At 48.2% G+C, this 21,217-nt stretch carries 17 protein-coding genes; 16 read left to right on the plus strand and 1 reads right to left on the minus strand.

Going from position 1 to position 21,217, the window contains the following annotated elements; translation table 11 throughout:
* The first annotated feature begins 54 nt into the window (after positions 1 to 54).
* From essC to AC1DE7_RS05490, 10 genes are all read left to right on the plus strand, one after another.
* Positions 55 to 4,059: a type VII secretion protein EssC gene (gene essC / locus AC1DE7_RS05445; RefSeq protein ID WP_477533859.1), complete on the plus strand. Its 4,005-nt coding sequence runs from the start codon at positions 55 to 57 to the stop codon at positions 4,057 to 4,059.
* Positions 4,060 to 4,075: 16 nt separating this feature from the next.
* Positions 4,076 to 4,906, plus strand: coding sequence for a hypothetical protein (locus tag AC1DE7_RS05450; RefSeq protein WP_036670435.1), 831 nt, complete (start codon positions 4,076 to 4,078; stop codon positions 4,904 to 4,906).
* 6 nt (positions 4,907 to 4,912) lie between these two features.
* Complete coding sequence (locus AC1DE7_RS05455; protein WP_477533860.1) at positions 4,913 to 5,461, plus strand: WXG100 family type VII secretion target; 549 nt, start codon at positions 4,913 to 4,915, stop codon at positions 5,459 to 5,461.
* Positions 5,462 to 5,647: 186 nt separating this feature from the next.
* Entirely contained in the window at positions 5,648 to 5,923 is a 276-nt protein-coding gene (locus tag AC1DE7_RS05460; RefSeq protein WP_017689071.1) for a WXG100 family type VII secretion target, read from the plus strand.
* Positions 5,924 to 6,081: 158 nt separating this feature from the next.
* Complete coding sequence (locus AC1DE7_RS05465) at positions 6,082 to 8,157, plus strand: protein kinase family protein (RefSeq protein WP_477533861.1); 2,076 nt, start codon at positions 6,082 to 6,084, stop codon at positions 8,155 to 8,157.
* A gap of 33 nt (positions 8,158 to 8,190) precedes the next feature.
* Positions 8,191 to 8,943: a vWA domain-containing protein gene (locus AC1DE7_RS05470; RefSeq protein WP_477533862.1), complete on the plus strand. Its 753-nt coding sequence runs from the start codon at positions 8,191 to 8,193 to the stop codon at positions 8,941 to 8,943.
* Between the two features lie 10 nt (positions 8,944 to 8,953).
* Positions 8,954 to 9,796, plus strand: coding sequence for a protein phosphatase 2C domain-containing protein (locus AC1DE7_RS05475; protein ID WP_036609194.1), 843 nt, complete (start codon positions 8,954 to 8,956; stop codon positions 9,794 to 9,796).
* A gap of 189 nt (positions 9,797 to 9,985) precedes the next feature.
* Positions 9,986 to 10,792, plus strand: a complete 807-nt coding sequence (locus AC1DE7_RS05480) for an SDR family oxidoreductase (RefSeq protein WP_017689067.1) — start codon at positions 9,986 to 9,988, stop codon at positions 10,790 to 10,792.
* Between the two features lie 153 nt (positions 10,793 to 10,945).
* Positions 10,946 to 13,435, plus strand: a complete 2,490-nt coding sequence (hrpB, locus tag AC1DE7_RS05485) for an ATP-dependent helicase HrpB (RefSeq protein ID WP_477533863.1) — start codon at positions 10,946 to 10,948, stop codon at positions 13,433 to 13,435.
* Between the two features lie 869 nt (positions 13,436 to 14,304).
* Positions 14,305 to 14,910: a general stress protein gene (locus AC1DE7_RS05490; protein ID WP_477533864.1), complete on the plus strand. Its 606-nt coding sequence runs from the start codon at positions 14,305 to 14,307 to the stop codon at positions 14,908 to 14,910.
* A gap of 177 nt (positions 14,911 to 15,087) precedes the next feature.
* On the opposite strand, the gene AC1DE7_RS05495 is transcribed toward AC1DE7_RS05490, so the two are convergent.
* Entirely contained in the window at positions 15,088 to 15,480 is a 393-nt protein-coding gene (locus AC1DE7_RS05495) for a YidH family protein (protein WP_017689063.1), read from the minus strand.
* Positions 15,481 to 15,552: 72 nt separating this feature from the next.
* Between AC1DE7_RS05495 and AC1DE7_RS05500 the strand changes: the two genes are divergently transcribed.
* The 6 genes from AC1DE7_RS05500 to AC1DE7_RS05525 all read left to right on the plus strand — a co-directional run bounded on the left by AC1DE7_RS05500 (position 15,553) and on the right by AC1DE7_RS05525 (position 21,145).
* The gene (locus AC1DE7_RS05500; RefSeq protein ID WP_477533865.1) at positions 15,553 to 16,701 is read left to right on the plus strand and encodes an acyltransferase; all 1,149 of its coding nucleotides are present in this window, start codon (positions 15,553 to 15,555) and stop codon (positions 16,699 to 16,701) included.
* 513 nt (positions 16,702 to 17,214) lie between these two features.
* Positions 17,215 to 17,589, plus strand: coding sequence for a replication termination protein (locus AC1DE7_RS05505; RefSeq protein WP_036609188.1), 375 nt, complete (start codon positions 17,215 to 17,217; stop codon positions 17,587 to 17,589).
* A gap of 2 nt (positions 17,590 to 17,591) precedes the next feature.
* Positions 17,592 to 18,599 carry a Gfo/Idh/MocA family protein gene (locus AC1DE7_RS05510; RefSeq protein ID WP_477533866.1) on the plus strand — a complete coding sequence of 336 codons (1,008 nt, stop codon included), beginning with the start codon at positions 17,592 to 17,594 and terminating at the stop codon, positions 18,597 to 18,599.
* Positions 18,600 to 18,866: 267 nt separating this feature from the next.
* Entirely contained in the window at positions 18,867 to 19,307 is a 441-nt protein-coding gene (locus AC1DE7_RS05515) for a ribonuclease (protein WP_477533867.1), read from the plus strand.
* A gap of 14 nt (positions 19,308 to 19,321) precedes the next feature.
* Positions 19,322 to 19,597, plus strand: coding sequence for a barstar family protein (locus tag AC1DE7_RS05520; RefSeq protein WP_477533868.1), 276 nt, complete (start codon positions 19,322 to 19,324; stop codon positions 19,595 to 19,597).
* A gap of 258 nt (positions 19,598 to 19,855) precedes the next feature.
* The gene (locus AC1DE7_RS05525) at positions 19,856 to 21,145 is read left to right on the plus strand and encodes an MFS transporter (protein WP_477533869.1); all 1,290 of its coding nucleotides are present in this window, start codon (positions 19,856 to 19,858) and stop codon (positions 21,143 to 21,145) included.
* Positions 21,146 to 21,217: the final 72 nt, after the last annotated feature.

Consider the following 21,217-nt stretch of genomic DNA (forward strand, 5'->3'; position numbering starts at 1 on the left):
GGCTTTTGAACGTATACATTCATTATTGAACGAACTAAAGGAGGTCTTCTCTTCGTGAATGTGTTATATCAGCGTTCTCCAAGAATGACACCGGTTCTCAAGGAAGAGAGACTCGAAATACTCAGGCCTCCAACAGAACCGAGCAAACCCACGTTTTCCATGATATCCATTATTGTGCCGATCATGATGACTATGGTCAGCATTGGTTTCTACGTATATATCAATATGACCGGCAAAATGAATAACAGCAGTTATATGATGTTTCAGATGATGACGGTCATGATGATGCTTACTTCTTACACCATTCCATTCTTCGTGTATCTGAGCAACAAGAAATCATATCGCAAAAAATTGGAAGAACGAAAAATAATGTATCTTGCCCAACTGGACAAACACCGGGAAGAACTGAAAGAAGCTCAGGCGGAGCAAGTGAAGAGCCTATACGAAATTCATGGTGATCCGGGTGTGTGTCTTCAAGTGGTGAAGAACCGGAACAGTTCCTTGTGGGAGCGTTCACCAGAGGATGATGATTTCCTTCAGGTACGCATTGGTACGGGAGAGATTCCATTCCGCATCAAACTTCAGGTTCCGCGGATTGATGGTTACGAGAAGGATGAGCTGATTGAAGCGGCCCATGAACTTGCGGCTGAATTCCAGACGGTACCGGATGCTTCCATTACATTGCCTTTGTTCCAATCGAAGGTTATGGGACTTGTCGGTGATCGGGAGGAAGTGCTTGCTTCCCTGCGAGTCATCATCTCACAACTGACGGTACGCCATTCCCCGGATGAACTGAAGCTTGCTGCTTTCTATGAAGAAAAGGACAGCAAGGAATGGGACTGGCTTCGCTGGATGCCACATATCTGGGATGAAGACCAAGGACAACGCTATATGGCCGACAGGCACAGCGGTGCGCATCAATTGGCGGACAGCTTGTTTTCCGTGTTGAACCGGCGTCGTAACAATAAGGAAGACCGCTACAAGAAAAGCGTACAAACACCATGTTACGTTGTAATTCTCTCCGATACGCAATTAATTGAAGAAGAACCGTTGCTTCCGCTGTTGCTGGAGTCGGCTCATGACATTGATGTATGCACCATCATACTGGCTAATCGCAAGGAGTCTCTACCGATGCATTGCCAGTTGATTATGGATGCCTCCAAAGGCAAAGGGGTGTATATCAAAAAAACGGAAGATGCAGATGTTATTCAACAAACGTACAAGCCTGATGTGATCTCTAAAGAGATGGCAGAGGCGCTTTCCCGTTATATGTCACCGATCCGGTTGAAACGTTCATCTGCTTCGGATATCCCGCAAGTGCTCCCGTTATTTGATATGCTGAGCACATCACGCGTGGAAGATCTCGATGTGGTGTCCAGGTGGGGACAGACGAGATATCCTGATACGCTGCCTGTACCAATGGGTGTGCGCGCTGGCGGCAAAAAAATTGCGATAAACCTGCATGACAAAATTGAACGTCAGGGTCATGGTCCCCATGGTCTGATTGCAGGTACAACCGGTTCAGGTAAAAGTGAAGTCATCCAGTCCATCGTAGCTTCACTCGCTGCTGAGTTCCATCCACATGATCTGGCCTTCATGCTGATTGACTATAAAGGTGGCGGTATGTCCAATACATTTGTTGATCTGCCACATGTGGTAGGGACAATCACCAATCTGGATGGGAATCTGATCGAGCGGGCGAATATTTCACTTCGTGCCGAACTGGTCAGAAGGCAAAAAATATTAAATGATGCGGGAAACCTCCAGCATATTGATGAATATTACAAGATTCTGCGTTCCAGACATGAACAGCCACTTCCACATCTGGTTATTATCATTGACGAGTTTGCTCAATTGAAGCGGGACCAGCCGGAGTTCATGGATGAATTGATCAGTATAGCGGCGATTGGCCGGACACTTGGGGTTCATCTAATTCTGGCAACCCAAAAGCCAGCTGGTGTTGTAGACGATAAAATATGGAGTAATTCGCGCTTCCGGATCTGCCTTCGCGTACAGAGTGAGGGAGATAGCAGGGATATGATCAAGATTCCAAATGCTGCCTGGATTACAAAGCCTGGTCGCGGATATTTTCAGGTTGGTAGTGATGAAGTGTTTGAAGAAATGCAATTCGCTTGGAGTGGTGCACCTTATAACCAGCAGGAGGATTCAACAACGGTATTACCTGTTATGGAAGTGCGCCTGAACGGTAAGCGGGAGCCTCTGTTAACTGGAGAGCGCAGAGCCGTTCTCAAAGGTGAAGATGTTCCGAAACAGCTTCAGGTATTTATTGATTATGTTGCGCAGTCTGCAGCGGATGCGGGTATCCGTCGTTTGCCAGGACCATGGTTGCCACCTTTACCAGAGACACTGGAATGGGAAGGTCTTCAGGACTGGCAGGAAGAAGAGAATCGGGATCTGCTGCTTGATGGCGGGGCGAATGGTCTGAAACCACTGGTTGGTTTGCTGGATGATCTCCCTAATCAGCGCCAACAACCGCTCGCATTGCCTGTGGATCAAGGACATCTGGTCGTGTACGGCATGCCAGGACTGGGCAAAACAACATTTGTTCAGACCTTGCTTATGTCTTTGGCCCGTTCCCATAGAACTGAACCTTGGCATGGTTACATTATCGATATGGGCCGTATGATGAAAGACTTTGCAGCACTACCTCAGATCGGTGGCGTGATGATGGCTGAAGAGGAAGACCGGATCAAGCGGTTATTCCGCTATATTCTCAAGCTGTCAGCACAACGCAAAGATATCATCTCGGAGGCGGGTGTTAAAACGATTTCGGCGTACCGCCGTTCAGCTCACGCGGCAGTCCCGCAGGTTCTGGTCGTTATTGATGGCTATCTTTCATTCCGCAATGCCTATCCGGAAGAAAATGAACTTCTGGAGACGATCCTGCGTGAAGGCGGAAGTTTGGGTATCACCTTTGTGCTTACTGCGAATCGGGTAACAGATGTATTTGAAAAATTCAGAAGCAATATTCCCAATGCGGTTTCATTTGAGTTATCCGATCCAAGCGATTATTATTATGCCGTGGGGAGACCTTCCAAGGCACCAAGCCAACTTCCGCCAGGAAGAGGCCTGGTCAAAGGGCAAGTGCCTCCATTAATGTTCCAAGCGGCATTACCTTCTTCAGGGGCAGATGAGGGCAAGCGTTCATCGGCACTGCGCCGTACGATTGCTGAGATTCGCCAAGGCTGGACAGGGGAAGAAGCGCCGCAGATTGCTCCACTTCCGGAAGAGATCAAACTGAAGGATCTGCTCATTCGGACAGGATCATATGGTCAGGCTTGGGATACATCGTCTGTAACTGTCCCTGTGGGATTGCTTACGGATGATCTGGAACCATTCGAGCTTAATCTGCGTGAAGGTCCGCATTTCATGGTAACGAGTCCGATGGAAGGCGGCAAAACGACATTTTTATTGACATGGATGTTATCACTGGCTTATCATGCTTCTCCGGAAGATGTGCAAATATACACAGTAGATATGCGTTATGGCTCAGGTGGGCTGGGGGAAATCAGCAGTTTGCCCCATGTCCGTGGACATGTATCGCGAGAAGAACAGCTTGCACCTGTCATTCAACAGTTGTACGATGAAGTTCTGAAAAGAGGCGAGATTTCCGGTGGACCGGAACTTGTGCTCGTCATCGACGATGCGGACACCTTGTCCAAGCAGCTAAACGATTTTAATGTGAAAGATCAATTGGGAGCGATTGTTCGTCAAGGAAGGGATCGCGGTGTACACGTGATTCTATCCGGAGTTCCGGCAGACTTCCCAACCTTTGGTTCTGACTGGGTAACGGATGTGAAGGCTTCCCAGAGTGGAATGCTGTTCGGGACTTTAGACCCTAACGATCTCTCGTTCTTCCGTATACCTTATTCCGAATCTGGAGGTAGTTCAGGTGGGCTGAAGGTACTGCCTCCGGGTCAAGGTTATTATGTAAAACGTAAATATTCCAGGGTTAAAGGTGCAGTTCCATGTGATGACAGCTGGAAAATGACCGATTGGATTTCTGAAATTCGTGACCGATGGCATGTTGTAGTTTGAGGGGAGGTGGCTCATAATGTTGACGGTTCATGATTCTAAGCAAAAGGTAGTCACGTTGCAAACAAAGGAACTTTTTTTCCTGGCTGGTATTCTCGGTTCAGACCGACTGCTTGGTGTGGAAGATCCGTTTCGCGGCTATATGGCGGAGGATATCGCGATGGAGTGGGAGCGTGTCAAAACCTCCCTGCTTGACAAAGGATATCTGATTCGGGATCAGGATACCGATGAGCTGATCATGACACCGACCGTTTTCTCCAGGGTAGCCATTGCCGGATTGTCCGACAGAGCTTGTTGGATTCGCTACACGATCAACGGCAAGTCGTATGAGAGTTATATCCATTGCACGGATGAGCGGGTCGTTGAAGTTTCCCGTGTTGACGACGTACCGGACTCGTTCCGGCTCAGCGATCTGGGAAGTGTTCGTGAAGCCATCGATGTTCTGATAGAGCGGATGAAATGGAGCGGCCATTCTCCTGCGGAGAAACCGGCCCTAATGTGCTCCAAGAAAAAATTTTATGATGTCATGAATGAGCTCGAAAACAGCGGAGTACAGACCGTAGCAACGGAACTCGAACAGGAGACAAGTGATCCTGAGGGCTCACTTGCACTGGCACGCTGTCTGGTGGGTAAGGAGTCAGACGGGGAGCTTAGGTTGCTTGTATGGAATGAAGACGGGTGGAAGTCGCAGTCGGCAGCATTTGCTGCAAGTGCGGTATCCAACTGGTTGTTCCGGATGAGCACTGCGGCTTCAGATGATTGGCTTGTTGCAGCACTAACGACTAGAGAACAGTTTCACGAGATGCTGCTGGACTGGCTTAAACAGCCTGCAGGGGAAGAGGAAAGGTGATGGTAAATGCGCATTCGTGTGGAACCGGATGTGCTTCGGGCACTGAGCAAGCAGATTCAGTATGCAGCGGAGCAAATACAGCAAAAGATGACAGTGTTGGAACAGGCGATTCATTCGCTGGAGTGGGAGGTTGAATCCCGCGCAGCGGTGATGAATGAATGGAATCACAGTAAACGACTGGGCGAGGATGCGCTGCGTCGATTAATGGACTTAAGCGTACAGCTGGGACGCAAAGCGTTGTTATTCCAGCAGGCAGACATGGAGTATCGTTCCGTGCTGAGTCATGTGAACACAGCCTATGGTAATGCGGTCAATATGCTGAATGTTCTTCAGAACAATCGTACAGGAGAAATCATGCCTGCACATTCTGCAACTGTAGCTGTAGTATCCGATCCCCTTTCCGCAATGGCGGCCGTATATCGTGTACAGGATGCCGCTCCGCCTGATGGCTCCCCGGCTACACTGGTGCAGGCTATGCAGCCTGAGCCTGTAGCATGGAGATTCACAGATCCTTCCTTTCGGGGAAGAAGAGGGACCGAGCCTGTTGTTTCCTGAACAGGGTGAATAAAAGTAACAGCAGAAAGTGAATATTTTTTTGTAAATAGGCTGTTAGGAGAAGTTTCAAGTGCTGAAAATGGGGTAAATAGGATTAGGTCCTTCGGCTTTTGTCCGATCGATCCTGGTATAGTACAATTTGAACAAGTAAAAATTTAATTGCACAAACCAAGGAGGAATTTACAAATGGCAGGACGTATTTTAGTTACCCCAGAGCAGCTTGATCAGGTTTCCAACCAATTTAAACAAAGCGGTGAGCAAAGTCAGCAAATCGTATCTACATTGACTCAATCCATCACAAGCATGGAAGGACAATGGGAAGGTATGACAAAGCAACGCTTCTTCCAAGAGTTCCAAGAAGCTAGCAAACAAATGCAATCATTCGTTCAAACGCTGAACAGTATCAGCGCTGAACTTACAGCTATTGCTAACAAATTCCGTACAGCTGACCAAGCTCGTTAATCTGCTTTACATAGATCAGGCCGATGTGAAGTCTGAATTCGTCCTGAATTATAGGTGGATAGCAAGCTGAAGATGTACAACTACAGCAAAAACCGGGCGTTTTCACAACACCCGGTTTTTGTTGCAACTATGACACTAGGACAGAGAGAGGGATAAGCATGTCTTTTCAACCAAATCCCGGGGATGAAGTGGTGATTAACGACATTGCCTATACGATTGGGCAACATCCGGCTGCGCCGGGTCTGGCTTATGCCCAAGCCGGGAGGCAGGGGATTGTTTATCAGTTGTTACCCCGAAATGGTTCCATTCATGGGGCTAAAGCACTAAAAGTATTTTTTCCTAAATTCCGTATTCCGGCTATGGTATATCAGTCTGAGCATATGGAGTCTTATAGTGAACTGCCAGGTTTGCAGGTATGCAAGCGTGATGTGCTCACTCCGGAAAGAAACGGAGCGCTCATTGGAAAACATCCCGATCTGTTATATGCGGTGTTGATGCCATGGGTGCAAGGTCAGACCTGGTTCGATGTGATCAGTGATCAGAGACAGTTGACGGCTGAGGAGAGCCTGAAGCTGGCTAGAGCGCTTGCTGGAACAGGTTCGGCTATGGAACAACGTGGACTGGCTCATTGCGATATGTCCGCTCCCAATGTAATGATTCCGTTTTTTTCCGAAGTGGAGAACCTGGGGAAGATGTCTGCGGTAGAACTTGTGGATGTCGAGCAGATGTACGGTTCAAAGATGGATCGTCCGGATGCCCTGCTTGCCGGTTCACCCGGTTATGCAGCTCATCGAACAGTGCACAGCGGTTTGTGGAGTTCATATGCTGACCGATTTGCCGGAGCGGTTATCATTGCTGAAATGTTAAGTTGGTCCGACCCTGTGATTGTAGAGAAAGCGTGGGGCGAAAGTTATTTTGATCAGCATGAAATGCAAACGGTGAGTGAACGGTATTATGCCATGCGGGAGTCCCTTGAGAAGCGTTGGGGTTCCAAACTGTCCGATCTGTTCATTCGAGCTTGGGAAAGTCACGATCTGAGCAGTTGTCCAACGTTTGGTGAGTGGTATGTTGCATTGGCTGCGGTAGACGTGGATCAGGCCAATGCAGCGGCTGCTGTGACAGCGGAAGAAGAAGCTGCCAATTCGTCCGAAGCTGATGTGAATCTGAAAAAGAGCTCAGAACCAGTAAGTGAACCGGTGAATACGCAAGACGGGAACCGTCCTCAAACGCCGCACTCTCCCGATCAGGAAGCGGTTGTGAACCGTCTGTTCCTGCAAGCAAGAGCCCTGGAGGATGAAGATAAACCGGCTGCAGCACTGGAAGTGTACCGCTCGCTTTATCATTTTATTCCTCATAACAGCGCGATGCAGATGGAAGTCGAGGCTGCAATTAAGGAACTGGATGCAAAGCTTAATCCAAAAGAAGACACAGACAAACCTGTACCTGTGCCATTCTACAGATCCAAAAAGTTCATGATTTCCTCCGCTGTACTTATTGTATTGCTGGCAGGTGGCGTGCCAACGGTCAAAATACTCGCCGATCAGGCAGAGGTGAAACAGAAAGAACAGCAGGAAGCCACACGACTGGCAGATATCAAAGCTACGGAAGAGGCTGAAGCAGCAAAGGCAGCTGCGCTCAAACAGCAGGAAGAACAAGAGAAACAAAAGGCCGCAGATGCTGCAAAACTGGACGCGGAGGAAAAGAAAAAACTTGCTGAAGCCAAGCAGAAGGCAGCTGAAGCAAAGAAAAAAGAAGAAGAACGTAAGGCGTTACAGGCCAAGTACGACAAACAGGCGAAATATGAGGCCTTTCTGGTGAAGCAGGAACAGCAGAAGAAAGAAGCGGCTAAGAGAGCGGAGCAGGAAAAATACGATAAACAGGCGAAATATGAAGCTTATCTGGTCTGGAAAAAAGAGAATGATGCCAAGCTTGCAAAACAGGAAGCGGAGCGTAAAGCGGCAGCTGAAGTTAAACGTCAACAGGAGATTGCTCAGAAAGCAGCTCTGAAGAAAAAACGTGCCCAGAATGTGGTCACGCTGATTGCTCATTACAATAAAACGTATAACGCGCAAAAAGGCAGAAAAATTGAAAATGCGGAATCGTATGCCCGTGATTTCAAAAATCTTTACAATACCGATGCTTCCTATTTCAAAGGTGTTGGCAAAGTAGCCGCTCGAATGAGTGCCATTAACAAATTTCTGAGCAACAACAGTTACAAGTTGCCCAACTTATAAATTAATGTGAATGATGGAGGTGACTCACCCTAGATGAACTACACGATTCAAGCATCACAGCGTACACCTGCACTTATTATATATTTAATTGATATTAGCGCCTCCATGAACATGGTTCTGGAAAATCGTCGACGGATTGACGTCGTCTATGATGCCTTATCTCTCGCGATTCGCCAAATGGTGTTTCGGTCTACCAAGGKAAATCGTCTGACACCTCGCTATCGTATAGCCATATTGGCTTACAGCGATGATGTATATGACTTGTTGAACGGAATCAAAGGAATTGATGAGATCGCTGCCGTTGGTTCTTTGCCTGACCTGACTCCGAGACGGTTTTCAGATTCTGCGAAGGCTTTCCTGCAGGCGGAAAAGATTCTACAGGCCGAAATTCCGAATATGCAGGACTGTCCTGCGCCACTTGTATGCCACATGACCGATGGGGTAGCCACAGGTGAAGATCCCGAGCCTATCGCGAAAAGAATCATGGGTATGAGTGTACCTGACGGCAATGTGCTGGTGGAGAATATTTTTATATCGGATCATTTGCTTGAAGGACCAATTGCTGAACCTAGAAGATGGAAGGGAATCTCTTCGGAAACGAATCTACAGGATGAGCATGGAGAGAAGCTGCGGAATATGTCATCCATCCTGCCCGAAAGTTATCGGGAAATGCTTGTTGAAGCTGATTATTTGCTTGCACCCGGTGCACTCATGATGCTGCCAGGTACATGTGCAGAATTGGTATCAATCGGGTTCCAGATGTCCGCTGCTACGCCTGTGAGATAGGAGGGGAATCATGAGAGCGATGCGTTTGGCAACATTGTCTGCTGGAGATAAGGGGGGCCATGCCGAGCAACGGCATGGCAACTTTCGTTATGTGAGTGTACAGACCGGGGAACAGCCGCTAACTCGCTATCAAGGCACATTCAAGTGCAGATATGGTTATGGCAGAGCGGCTGAGACGGTACATCAGGGAGATACCGGACAGGACTTTGCTGCGGTACGTATGAAAGGGAATATCTGCAATTTTGTTTTGTGTGATGGCGTAGGCATGAGTTACCTGGGCGATTTTGCAGCGCGTTTTCTAGGGAATGCTTTGCTGGATTGGTTGGAAACGACGCAACACACAACGGTAGAGGGTGTTGAGCGTCTTCTCCATGATCTTACCCTTCCCGCATCGGAGCAATTGGAGAAATTACAGCCACTGGAAAGTTCCCCTTTGTTGCTGCGTGAAGTATTGATGGAAAAGCGAAGTCGGGGCAGTCAGGCCATGTATGTCTGTGGGCGGATTGAGCTCACGGGAGGCGGCCGCAAAAGTCGGGTGTGGCTTGCGTGGCAAGGAGATTCCCGTATTCGCCTGTGGCGTAATGGTCAGGAACAGTCTGAATTATTTCAGACTCACTGCAAGACAAATGAGCGTTGGTCTACCCTTGAAGGACCTGTTGGTGGTAAGCCGCACATCTGCGAGATGAAAGGGTCCGCAGGAGATTCACTGCGTCTTCAGTTATATACGGATGGACTGAACGACCTGGATGCCATTCAAGCCTATGTCCCGGATGAACACATTCAGGTATTGCTGGATGCGACACATACCGGCGGTCTTGAAGATGATGCCGCTTTCATTGAGCTGGAATGGTGAGTGCGGGATATCAAGTTGTGGATCGATCCTGATGAAGCTGTGACAGCGGCGAAGATCAACTGTGAAAAAACTTGTTGGTGTTGATTTAAAAGACACTCTTTTTGGGTAATCTTGTGAAGAATTGGCTTTCACGATGAGTATGAACGTACATTCTTACATAATTGCTAAAATGAAGGAGTGGGATGGATAATGACACAACATAACGGCAAGTCACGGTTCCAAGGCAAGGTTGCGATTATTACCGGAGCAGGATCCGGGATTGGGAAAGCCACTGCGGTCAAGCTGGCTAAAGAGGGTGCACATGTTGCATTGTTTGATCTGGTGAATGATCGGATCTCGGAAACGGAAGCAGAGATTAATGCGCTGCACCCCGGTGCGGCAAGAGCATTTGATGTAGACATTTCCGACCCGGCACGTGTGGAAAAGGCTGTACTGGAAACCGTTGAGTTATTCGGCGGTTTGGATATTGTTTTTGCCAATGCGGGCATTAACGGTGTATCGGCACCGATTGAGGAAATTCAGGTTGAAGATTGGCAACAGATTATTACAACCAACCTGAATGGTACGTTTTTCACGATTAAATATGCATTGCCTCACGTGAAAAAACGGGGTGGCGGCAGTATTATCATCACGAGTTCGATTAATGGCAATCAACGCTTCTCAAGCTTTGGCATGTCGGCATACAGCACGTCCAAGGCAGGACAGGTTGCTTTTGCCAAGATGGCTGCGCTTGAGCTGGCGAAGTTCAAGATACGTGTGAACGTGATCTGTCCAGGAGCGATTGCAACAAATATCGATCAAAGTACGGTCAAAACGGATGATCTACAGCAGATCATCATTCCGATGGAGTTCCCGGAAGGACAGCAGCCGCTGGCGGACGGGCCGGGTCAGCCGGAACATGTTGCCGATCTGGTAAGTTTCCTCGCATCGTCCGAATCCAGACATATTACCGGAGCAGAGATCGTTATTGATGGTGCCGAATCATTGCTCAGCTAAGTGAGTATCCTGGATAAATTTCATTTTTGCTAAGGCGTGTCTTAGGGTGTGTCTGCGATAGTCGTTCCTCTGGAACGGCTTTTTTTGTTATAATGCTAACATTCGAATAGAGATACTGAAGAGCAGTAGGGTACATTCATTAGGAGCGATTATATGCATATAGAGTTACCGATACAAGAGGTTATTCCTGAGTTAAGACAATTATTTCGGGATCAAGATACAGGTGTGTTAATTGCAGAGCCAGGAGCGGGAAAAACGACTGTTGTACCGCTGGCTTTGCTGGAGGAGCCGTGGATTGCTGGACGGAAAATCATTATGCTGGAACCCCGAAGGCTGGCTGCGCGTTCGGCTGCATCGAGACTGGCGGCTACGCTTGGAGAAAAAGCGGGTCAGACCGTAGGATATCGTGTACGCATGGATACCAGGGTGAGTCAGGCGACGCGTATTGAAGTTGTGACGGAAGGGGTATTGACCCGGATGTTGCAGCAGGACCAGGGTCTTGAGGATACGGCGATGATTATATTTGATGAATTCCATGAGCGGCATCTACACGGGGACTTGGGGTTGGCCCTTGCATTAGAATCGCGAGCGATGTTACGTCCAGATCTGAAATTGCTGGTGATGTCGGCGACCCTTGATCCTGTTCCCGTCTGTGTATTGCTTGGCGAAGGTACAAAATCAATTCACTGTCCCGGACGCACGTTTCCGGTGGAAACTCGATATGTACCGAGACCAACAGCCATGCCACTGGAACAATTCACCGCTCAGACGGTGACGAGGGCATTAGCCGAACAGGAGGGGGACGTGCTTGTTTTCCTTCCTGGTGCAAGAGAGATACACCGTACAGAGCGGGAGTTATTAAACGGTTCTCTTCCTGGACATGTGAAAGTTCATTCCCTGTATGGCAGTATGCCGGTGGAACAACAGGATGAGGCCATACGGCCGGCGGCTGAGGGGTCGCGCAAAGTTGTGCTGTCCACTTCCATTGCGGAATCCAGTCTTACACTCGCTGGGGTTAAGATTGTGGTGGATGCAGGGCTGAGTCGTGCATCGGCATTTTCGCCGCGCACGGGCATGAGCCGGCTTGTCACTCTGCCGGTGTCCAAGGCGTCAGCCGATCAACGGCAGGGTCGTGCAGGGCGAATTGCCCCGGGGGTGTGTTACCGGCTATGGAGCGAAGAGGTTCACGGGGGACTGCCTGAGGTAGCTCGCCCGGAGATCACCTCCGCGGATCTTGCGCCGCTGGCGCTGGAGCTTGCCGTCTGGGGTGTCCAGTCCCCAGCAGAGCTGCAATGGCTGGATACCCCGCCTGACGCCGCCTACGGCCAGGCACAGGCGCTGCTGCGCCAGCTGGGCGGCCTGGACGACGCAGGCCGCATCACGCCCTTCGGGCGGCGGATGAACACGCTGGGCGTGCATCCGCGACTGGCCAGCATGTTGCTCCGCGCAGCGGAGCTTGGGCTGGCCAGCTACGCCAGCATGCTGGCGGCACTGCTGCAGGAGCCTGCCGGCCTACGCAGCAGTGGCAGTGCAGGCGCGGGCACGGACCTCCGCCCGCGCGTAGAAGCGCTGCTGTCAGCGGCTGTCGCAGACGGCGCGGCCGTGCGGCGCATGCTCCAGGAGAGCCGCCAGCTGCGCTCGGCGCTCGGCCCGTCGGCCGATCCGGTGCGGCCGGATGAGGACAGCTGCGGATTGCTGCTGTCCTTCGCCTATCCGGACCGGATCGGGCAACGCCGGGAGGACGGCCGCTATCTGCTGAGCAGCGGCCGCGGCGTACGGCTCGCAACGACAGAATCGCTGAGCCGTGCAGCGTATCTGGTCGCAGCCGAGGCAGACGACCAGGGCGCAGATGCGCGCATCCTGCTGGCTGCGCCGTTGCAGGAGCAGACATTGGTGCAGGCAGGTCAGCACTTGCTGCACAATGAAGTGCAAGTGGCCTGGGATTCCAACACTCGCAGCGTGCGCGCACATAAGAGACTTCGGATTGGAGCCCTTGTGATTAAAGAGAGCAGTATTGCACAGCCGCCTGAAGATCAGGTGCTGGAAGCACTGTTAACCGGAATACGAATGGAAGGGCTGGATTGCCTGCCTTGGACAAAAACATCCAGACAACTTGCGGACAGGCTGCGGTTCCTGCATCTCCATCTACCTGAGTGGCCCGACCTGATCGAAGATGATCTGACCGAAGAGTTGGCAGAACATCTTACCCCTTATCTGACAGGCATGCGATCGGCAGCCGACCTGAAGAGATTGTCGATGCAGGATGTATTACTGGGTGGATTGAGCTGGACGCAACGACAACAACTGGACGATGAAGCGCCGACGCATATACAGGTGCCCAGTGGCTCACGTATTCCTGTGGACTATAGTCGTCCAGAGGACCCGGCGCTGGCAGTAAGATTACAGGAGATGTTTGGACAACAGGAGACACCGCGTATAGCGGGTGGGCGAGTCCCGTTGACCATCCACCTATTATCACCGGCTCAGCGACCTGTACAGGTCACACGAGACTTGGCGAATTTCTGGAGAGAGACGTACTTTGATGTCAAAAAAGATCTGAAAGGTCGTTATCCGAAGCACTACTGGCCGGATAATCCACTTGAAGCGGTCGCCACAAATCGGGCTAAACCATGGGGGAAATAGAATAATTATTTCATTTTTAAAGACATCAACGATTTGGCTCCCAAAGGGCGCTCTTCATCAGGGTTAGACTCTGCTGAACAACAGTCAGTTTTGTAGCTGATCGAATCATTCTCTGTCTTAAAGAATCACCCTTTAACCAGGACGTGTCTCCAAACTCGCTAACGTGCATCTTCTACTATCTTTTCGCTCCATGTTACGTCACTTTGCCTTTTCGTCCCATGCTGCGTCACTTTCCCTTGACGTGCCCCGGCACGTCTGCCGAAAACTTCCGGCATGGGACGAGAATTCGGCAAAATCTGCTTCTTTAGAGGTTGAAGGTACACCCCAGAGCGTATCTTCAAACCTGCCGAAGCCGAAGCGTAACTGCACGTGCCTGGGGAGCTGAACATGGAGCAGAACCATGGAGCGGAGCGCTAACGAACTTGTGACGTCTTATTCAGCGATTTGAAGCGCCCACAATAACCTAAGGAATCTAAAACACGCTATATTTGAATAACCATCCATTTACAACGGGTTTGTCAGGTAATTTTGGTAAATAACGTGTCTCATGTTCCTTACAAAATAAAATGAAGACCCGAAGGCTAAATAAGACGTCCTCGGTTCCTTAGAAAATCGTCTGGGACAATCCGCCAGGATCAGCCAGTCTGGACTTCAAGATGTTTTGGACCCTAACATCCTTTAACGTAGAACATGCCTGACAACGTATCACATACCTGAGTTTGAAGGCACACCCTGATGAGGATTAATAAGGAATGAACTTCAGCAATTTTTTACTATCAACACATAGTATATTGACTGCAAACGTTTAAAAGAAACTTAGGCGGGTAATAACATAGCGAACCACTCAATAATATGAGGAGGGATTCACTATGCAGAAGAAAATCGTAGGTGTGTTTAATACAGAACGTGAAGCATCGCAGGCTATCGAGGGTTTGAAAGCACAAGGATTCACTTCAGATGAAATCTCCGTTGTTACACAAGATCGGGATGAACTGAAGGCAATTCGGGAAGAGACAGGTACCAAAGCCCCTGAGGGCGTGGCTGCTGGTGCAGCAACAGGTGGTGTCCTTGGTGGCGTAGCCGGTCTGCTCGCAGGTATCGGTGCACTAGCCATACCCGGCATAGGACCGATTCTGGCCGCAGGCCCTATCGCAGCAGCATTTACCGGTGCAGCTGTGGGTGCAGGAGCTGGCGGATTGGTGGGTGGACTTGTGGGTCTTGGTATTCCGGAAGAGGACGCTAAACAGTATGAGGAGTATGTACAGAATGGTAAAATCCTGTTGCTCGTAGATTCTACGGATCGTGACTCCGATGTGTACGATGTGTTCAGTGGCAACAGCCAGCTTAACCGAGACAGAGCCGAAGCAGCTCATCGCGGAGATGTGCCAGCCGAACGTCCGGATCTGGATATGGAAGAACGCAGATTGGAAGCCCAAAACAAGGCAACGCGATTCGGTAACAATACATTCCTGTAATCTTGCCGCGAATTTAATCGATATGAAATAAAACCCAATGACTTATTATCTGTAAAATGGAATGACATATATGATCCACCAGATGGTCATTAGCCGGTTTCCTTAAGGGAAGCCGGCTTTTGTCCCTGTGTTGCATATGGGTGGGTGTCAATAATGTCGGATGGTGTTTTTACCCAGTCAAGCAGGGAATAACAATACATATAACAGTACAGCCAAAGCAAGTCCAATCACCAGTAACATCATGGTAAGAAACCGGATTAATCCGGTCGATGCCTGAAACGTCTGTTCATTGATTTGTGTACGCTTCCGATGATACGCTGCTGCCGAATACACAATGATGGATATACCGCCAATCAGAGAAGTGATACCCGTAATAATCGCCGCAATATGTGCAAGCCGATCATACGCCGACGAGTTGAAACCAAATCCGGCAGCAAGAAATCCTATGCCCGCCATGGCAATACCGGTGCGTACCCAGGCCAGAAAAGTTCGCTCGTTAGCCAGATGTTGCTGGACATACTTGGAATCGGTAGTGGTTACGTCTTTGTCTGTTAAAGAAATGTGAATCAACTCCGTTCATTAAATATACGGCTTCATTGTACTTTGTTTTTATCGCAAAACCAAGAAAGGATGGCTGAATGTATGCCTCGTAAAGAACGAATTACAGAAATAGAGAGCTTAAGGGGAATTGCCTTTGGAGCGGTGGTTCTCCAACATTCCATCGCACATTACTCATTAGTCCCGGAAACGAGACTGGAGGATGGGGTGTTACTGGCCATACTGCTGATGCTCTCCAARTTTGCAGTTCCTTTATTCATATTCATAACAGGTATGGTGCTGTTTTATAACACGGGAGACAAGCTGCATTACGGCAAGTTTATGAGAAAAAGAGTAAACGACGTGATCGTGCCTTACCTGATCTGGTCACTCATTTATTTTACACTTGCACCGCGAGGCTGGACCGGATTTGGATGGAATGACATCCCAGACCTAGGCCTGAAGTTGCTTACGGGCAAAACGACTTCACACTTTTGGTACATCATTATGTTGATTCAGTTTTATCTGTTATTTCCGCTCTTCTTGCGTGCAATTCGTTATGTATATAACCGATATGAGGCCAAGGGGCGCTTGATCGCATTATTGATTTCTGGCGTGATTTATCTTGTACTTGCGGATCAATTAAGAAACATCGCCAAGTTCATGGAACGGGTGAATATCCCGGTGCTGACAGATGCTTTTACAACGTATGCAGACCGTAATTTTCTTTATTTCTTTATTTATTTTGTACTTGGTGCAGCAGCGGGGTTATCTGTCCAGCACTGGAATGAATGGATTCATCGATTGCGCTGGATATACTGGACAGTGTTTATTGTTCTGGGTCTGCGGTTTACTTATTTATTAATGCTGGAGTTTCAAAAGCCGGAGGGAATCAAAATTACGTTCTACACAGTCAGCTTGATCCGCCCTGATATGGCACTCTTTCTGATCGCTTCCATTATGGTCATGTACCAGCTGGCCGGAAAACTTCACAACCTCAGGGCTACACGATTGCTGGGATGGATTGGTGGTGTATCGTATGGCGGTTATCTGATGCATATGTTGATGCTACGGTATAGCTACATTCCGGATGAGTTGTTTTACGTTGCTATGGGTTGGAACCCTGTCGTCCGAATGATCATCACCTGGTTGTTGGCTCTTACATTATCCTGTGTAGTGACATGGCTTATCTCGCGTGTAAGCTGGGGCAAATGGATTGTGGGAGCCGTACCGAAATCTGTCCGCAATAAATGAAAACATCAACATATGAAAAATTCATAATAGATCATCACAGCTGTACAGGAGTATAAGGGAGTAGAGTATACGGACACAAGATACAGGAGCACAGGTATTACAGCTTTTACAGATTCTGCACAGACTTTCTTGTCATTAAAATTCGATCTCACGACTCCCTGAGCCCTGAAATAAACAAACTTTCGAATCAATTTCATAACTCACTAAAAATGGATTTCTGTAACTGGATATAGACAAATTGAACCGTTTCGATCTATATCCAGCCTTGATTGAAGCAGCTAAAGGTATTATGAAATTGATTCTTTTGAATATAAATTAAAATTTCATTACATGAAAAATTCACAAAAGTAAACCTTTTTCCGTGCTTCCCCCAGGTCAACGCGTATCCACACGATTTCTTTCTCACCTTCTTTGAAGATGGATAAAAGGCAGACCAAGCGGAGAAAGATGGCAGAACCCGAACATAAGTTTTATAATACTAGATATATAGGTTCTGACAGGAGGGGAAAGAACGTGGCTTTTATGATTGCACAGCGGGCATTTATCAAGCTGTATCTGATTACGATGGTTGAACAGCACAGGGGGTATGGTTACGAGATGCTGGAGGCGATGAAGCAGGAATTCAAAGACTACGGTTATGTACCACCCCAGAGCGAGGTATATCGGGCATTACATGAATTGGTACAACAGGGTGTATTTTATCGCACGAAGAAGCTGAAGGGTAACGATCCAAAGGTCGATTTTCAGGAAATCGTTTTATATCATTTCACGGATGATGGTGCGGAAAAAGCTGAGTTATACAAGAAACAGGTCAAAACGGATCTGGATCGTTGTCTCGGCATGTTACACAAAGCAGAAGAGGACAATTACGGTACGAAAGGAAGATGAGCATGAACAGACAGTTACAGTGGGGTGTACTAGGTACGTCAACCATTGCCAAAAATGCAGTCATTCCAGCGATCCAGCAGTCCGAACGTGGTGAGGTGTTGGCAATTGCCAGCCGCAGCAAAGAAAAAGCGGAAACCCTTGCCGAAGAACTCGGCATTGCCAGATCGTATGGCAGTTATGAAGAGCTCATCGCTGATCCGGACATTGAAGCCGTCTATATTCCTTTGCCTAACCATATGCACAAAGAATGGACCATCAAAGCGGCACAGGCTGGCAAACACGTGTTGTGTGAGAAACCGGCTGCCTTGAATGCAGATGAATCGGCAGAAATGATTGAGGTATGTCATCAGCATGGTGTTCTTTTTGCAGAAGCAATTATGTATCGATATCATCCCAAGCACAGACGTGTGCAAGAGATTATAGCTAGTGGAGAGATTGGCATCGTCAGAGCCATCCATGGTAACTTTACCTGTAATACCGCTGATGACAAGGAGAATGTAAGGTTCAAAAGAGAGATGGGCGGCGGATCATTATTCGATCTTGGCGTGTATCCGATCTCGGCGGCCCGGATGTATCTGGGACAGGAACCGGAAGCGGTGACAGTTCACGCTCTATTCTCGGACGAGCATGATGGCGTGGATATGATGGCGTCGGGACTGGTAGAATTTCCGAATTCGGTAGCTTTAACTTTTGACTGTGGCATGTGGGCTTCAGGTCGAGCGGAGATGGAGATTCTCGGGACGGAAGGGCGTATTGAACTGCCAAAAGTATTTGGCTGGGAGAACAGTGATATTCCACCTCAGATTATTGTGCACACCGATTCGGTTAGCCGTGAGGAACGTGTATCGGTGTCCAATTCCTATGTGCTTCAGGTGGAGACATTTGCAACGGCTGTGCTTGATGGAGCTGCCCTACCTTTCAGTCCGGAAAATACCATTCAAAACATGCGCGTTATTGATGCATGCCTGGAATCGGCTCGAACTCGTCAACGTGTGCAATTGATCGATTAGATTAGGTCAAATCAGTTTAAACATACTAGAAAAGTAGACTCCATCTTCCGGGATGAGAGTTTTTTTCTGTCTTAAAATGTTACAATTACAATATTTTACAATTTAAACGTCTTTATTTGATATTTCTACCAAATTGATGTGATATAAATAGTCATGAGATGACTTGTTTACTATAATCTAGCAGAACGCACAACTAGAAAGTTACAGCTTGCAGTATGCATATCGTGACAACGTTCATCTACTTTGAGGGATCGGGAGGCCGGATTGATGAAAAAGTTGATATCCACCGCATTTCTGGCATTGTTGTTAACGTTTGTTTTCCTCACAGGTTCACAGTTCACTCCAGTCGCACAGCAGAAGGCATCTGCTGCAACATGTACCATCATCAATACGTTTACGGGTGTAGCAAACTATTTGAGTGCAAACGGAACGTTGCCATGTAACTTTATTACCAAATCACAGGCAACAGGACTCGGCTGGGTAGCGTCAAAAGGAAACTTGGCTGTAGTTGCTCCTGGGAAAAGCATCGGTGGGGACACATTTGGCAATCGGGAAGGGCTTCTGCCTTCGGCCAGCGGACGTACATGGCGCGAAGCGGATATTAACTATACTTCCGGCTTCCGTAATTCGGATCGAATTGTGTACTCCAATGATGGACTCATCTACAAAACGACAGATCACTATGCATCATTTACACGTTTGAAGTAGAGGAAGGAGCAGCCATGAATACCGTGATTCTGGATGGAGAAGGCTTTACGAGTAGCGCTGAACTTCATCAACAATTAAAGGACAAGCTGAAGCTGCCGGATTTTTATGGCGGTAATCTTGATGCATTGTGGGATTGCCTGACGGGTACGATTGAACTTCCACTAGAGTTAAGATGGACCAACTACCAAATCAGCGAAGAACGCCTGGGGAATGAAGCAAACCGGGTACGTGATTTGATGTTGGAGGTACAGGCTGAACAATCTGGATTTCAATTGCATGTTGAGAAGTAGGCAGCAAATAAAGACAGTTCAAATATAATACGTCCAGCCGAGCAGACCACTTGTGGTCTGTTTTTTTGTGTTATAGAAGGTTGTTCAAAAAGGTTGTCCCAAAAGTCCCTGTGTTGATTGATTCTCTGAAAGAATAGCGAGCTATAACTTTGCGTACATGTCGTTAAAATTATTTTCACGGAGGTATTGATTTCTGCATGACTTACGTTAAAATAAAATTAACATGAAAAATATTTTAACGTTGAGGAGTGAAAAGGGATGAGCGATAACACAGCAGTTGGCAAGCAAGGTATGGGTGAGTTAATACGAATCAGACCGTACATGCAATTTATGCTTAGTAAAGTTGTATCCAGATTTGGTGATTCGATTGACTCGATTGCCTACAGTTGGATGGTTTACATTCTAACCGGTTCGAAAGTATTGATGGGTACGTTGCTGGCGGTGAATTTTTTGCCCAATATCCTTCTGGGTCTGTTCGCCGGGGCTTTGGTTGATCGCATGTCTCCCAAAAAAGTGATTGTGATTACGAATACCGGTCGCGGGTTGTTGGTGGGTATTACAGCTCTGCTGTTTGGATTGGGCCAACTTGAAGTCTGGCATCTGTTTGTCATTACAATTCTGAATTCTTTGCTGGAATGCTTCACTAGTCCTGCAGAAGTGTCCAGTGTCCCCCGATTGCTTCCCCCATCAATGCTGCTTTCGGGTAATGCCATGTCCTCTTCCGCAACCAGAGTGGCCGAACTCGCAGGACTTGCAGTGGCGGGTGCCCTTATTGCTACAATAGGGATTGCCTGGACGATCTTGATTGATGCGGGGGTGTTTGCGCTAAGTGCTTTAATTATGAGCCGAGTAGGCTACCCTGAAGTATCAACATCTGCTAACAATGAAGATAAAACATCAACTGAAATGAATTCTCTTTCATCCGACAAAAGTAGTATATTCTCCGAAATGGCGGAAGCTTTTCATTTTCTCCGTAAACATGCCTTATTGTTAATTGTCTCCATCCTGTTTGCCTTCGTTAATTTCTGCCTGATGCCGTTTAATGTTCTTCGTACACCCTATGTCATTGAAACGCTGCATGCTGGCGCTGGGGGATTAAGTCTGCTTAGTGGGCTGATGGTGGGAGGTATGTTGCTCAGTGGTGTATGGTTGACACAAAGGGGAGCGAATTATCGTAAAAGTGTGCTGGTCATCAGCGGTATTGTCATGTTGGGTCTCAGTTATGCGATGACGGCACTACCCGCTTACATGACTTCCTTCCAACTGCCGGTTGCAGCGGCCTTTTGTCTAATGATGGGTATGGGGATTCCGCTGGCTACAACACCGCTGGCCACCTATCTTATGGAAGTTACCCCTTCGGAGATGCTGGGTAGAGTGTATGCCCTTCAGAGTATGCTCGTCTTGAGTGTTGCACCCCTTGGGAGTCTGGCTTCGGGAGCACTTGCAGATTGGATGACCATGCCCGTTCTGTTTATCGTTTTTGGTATTATGCTTGCCATGTCAGCAGGTATGCTGTTATTTAGCAAAAGTTTTCGAAGTGCCCTGTGAAGATATTCAGAAGTGATCCTTAGCCGATTTTCTGTATCAAGTCATTTCTCGCTCGTTTTGACCGAAGTCCTG

The sequence above is a fragment of the Paenibacillus sp. 10L310 genome, from assembly GCF_056395745.1.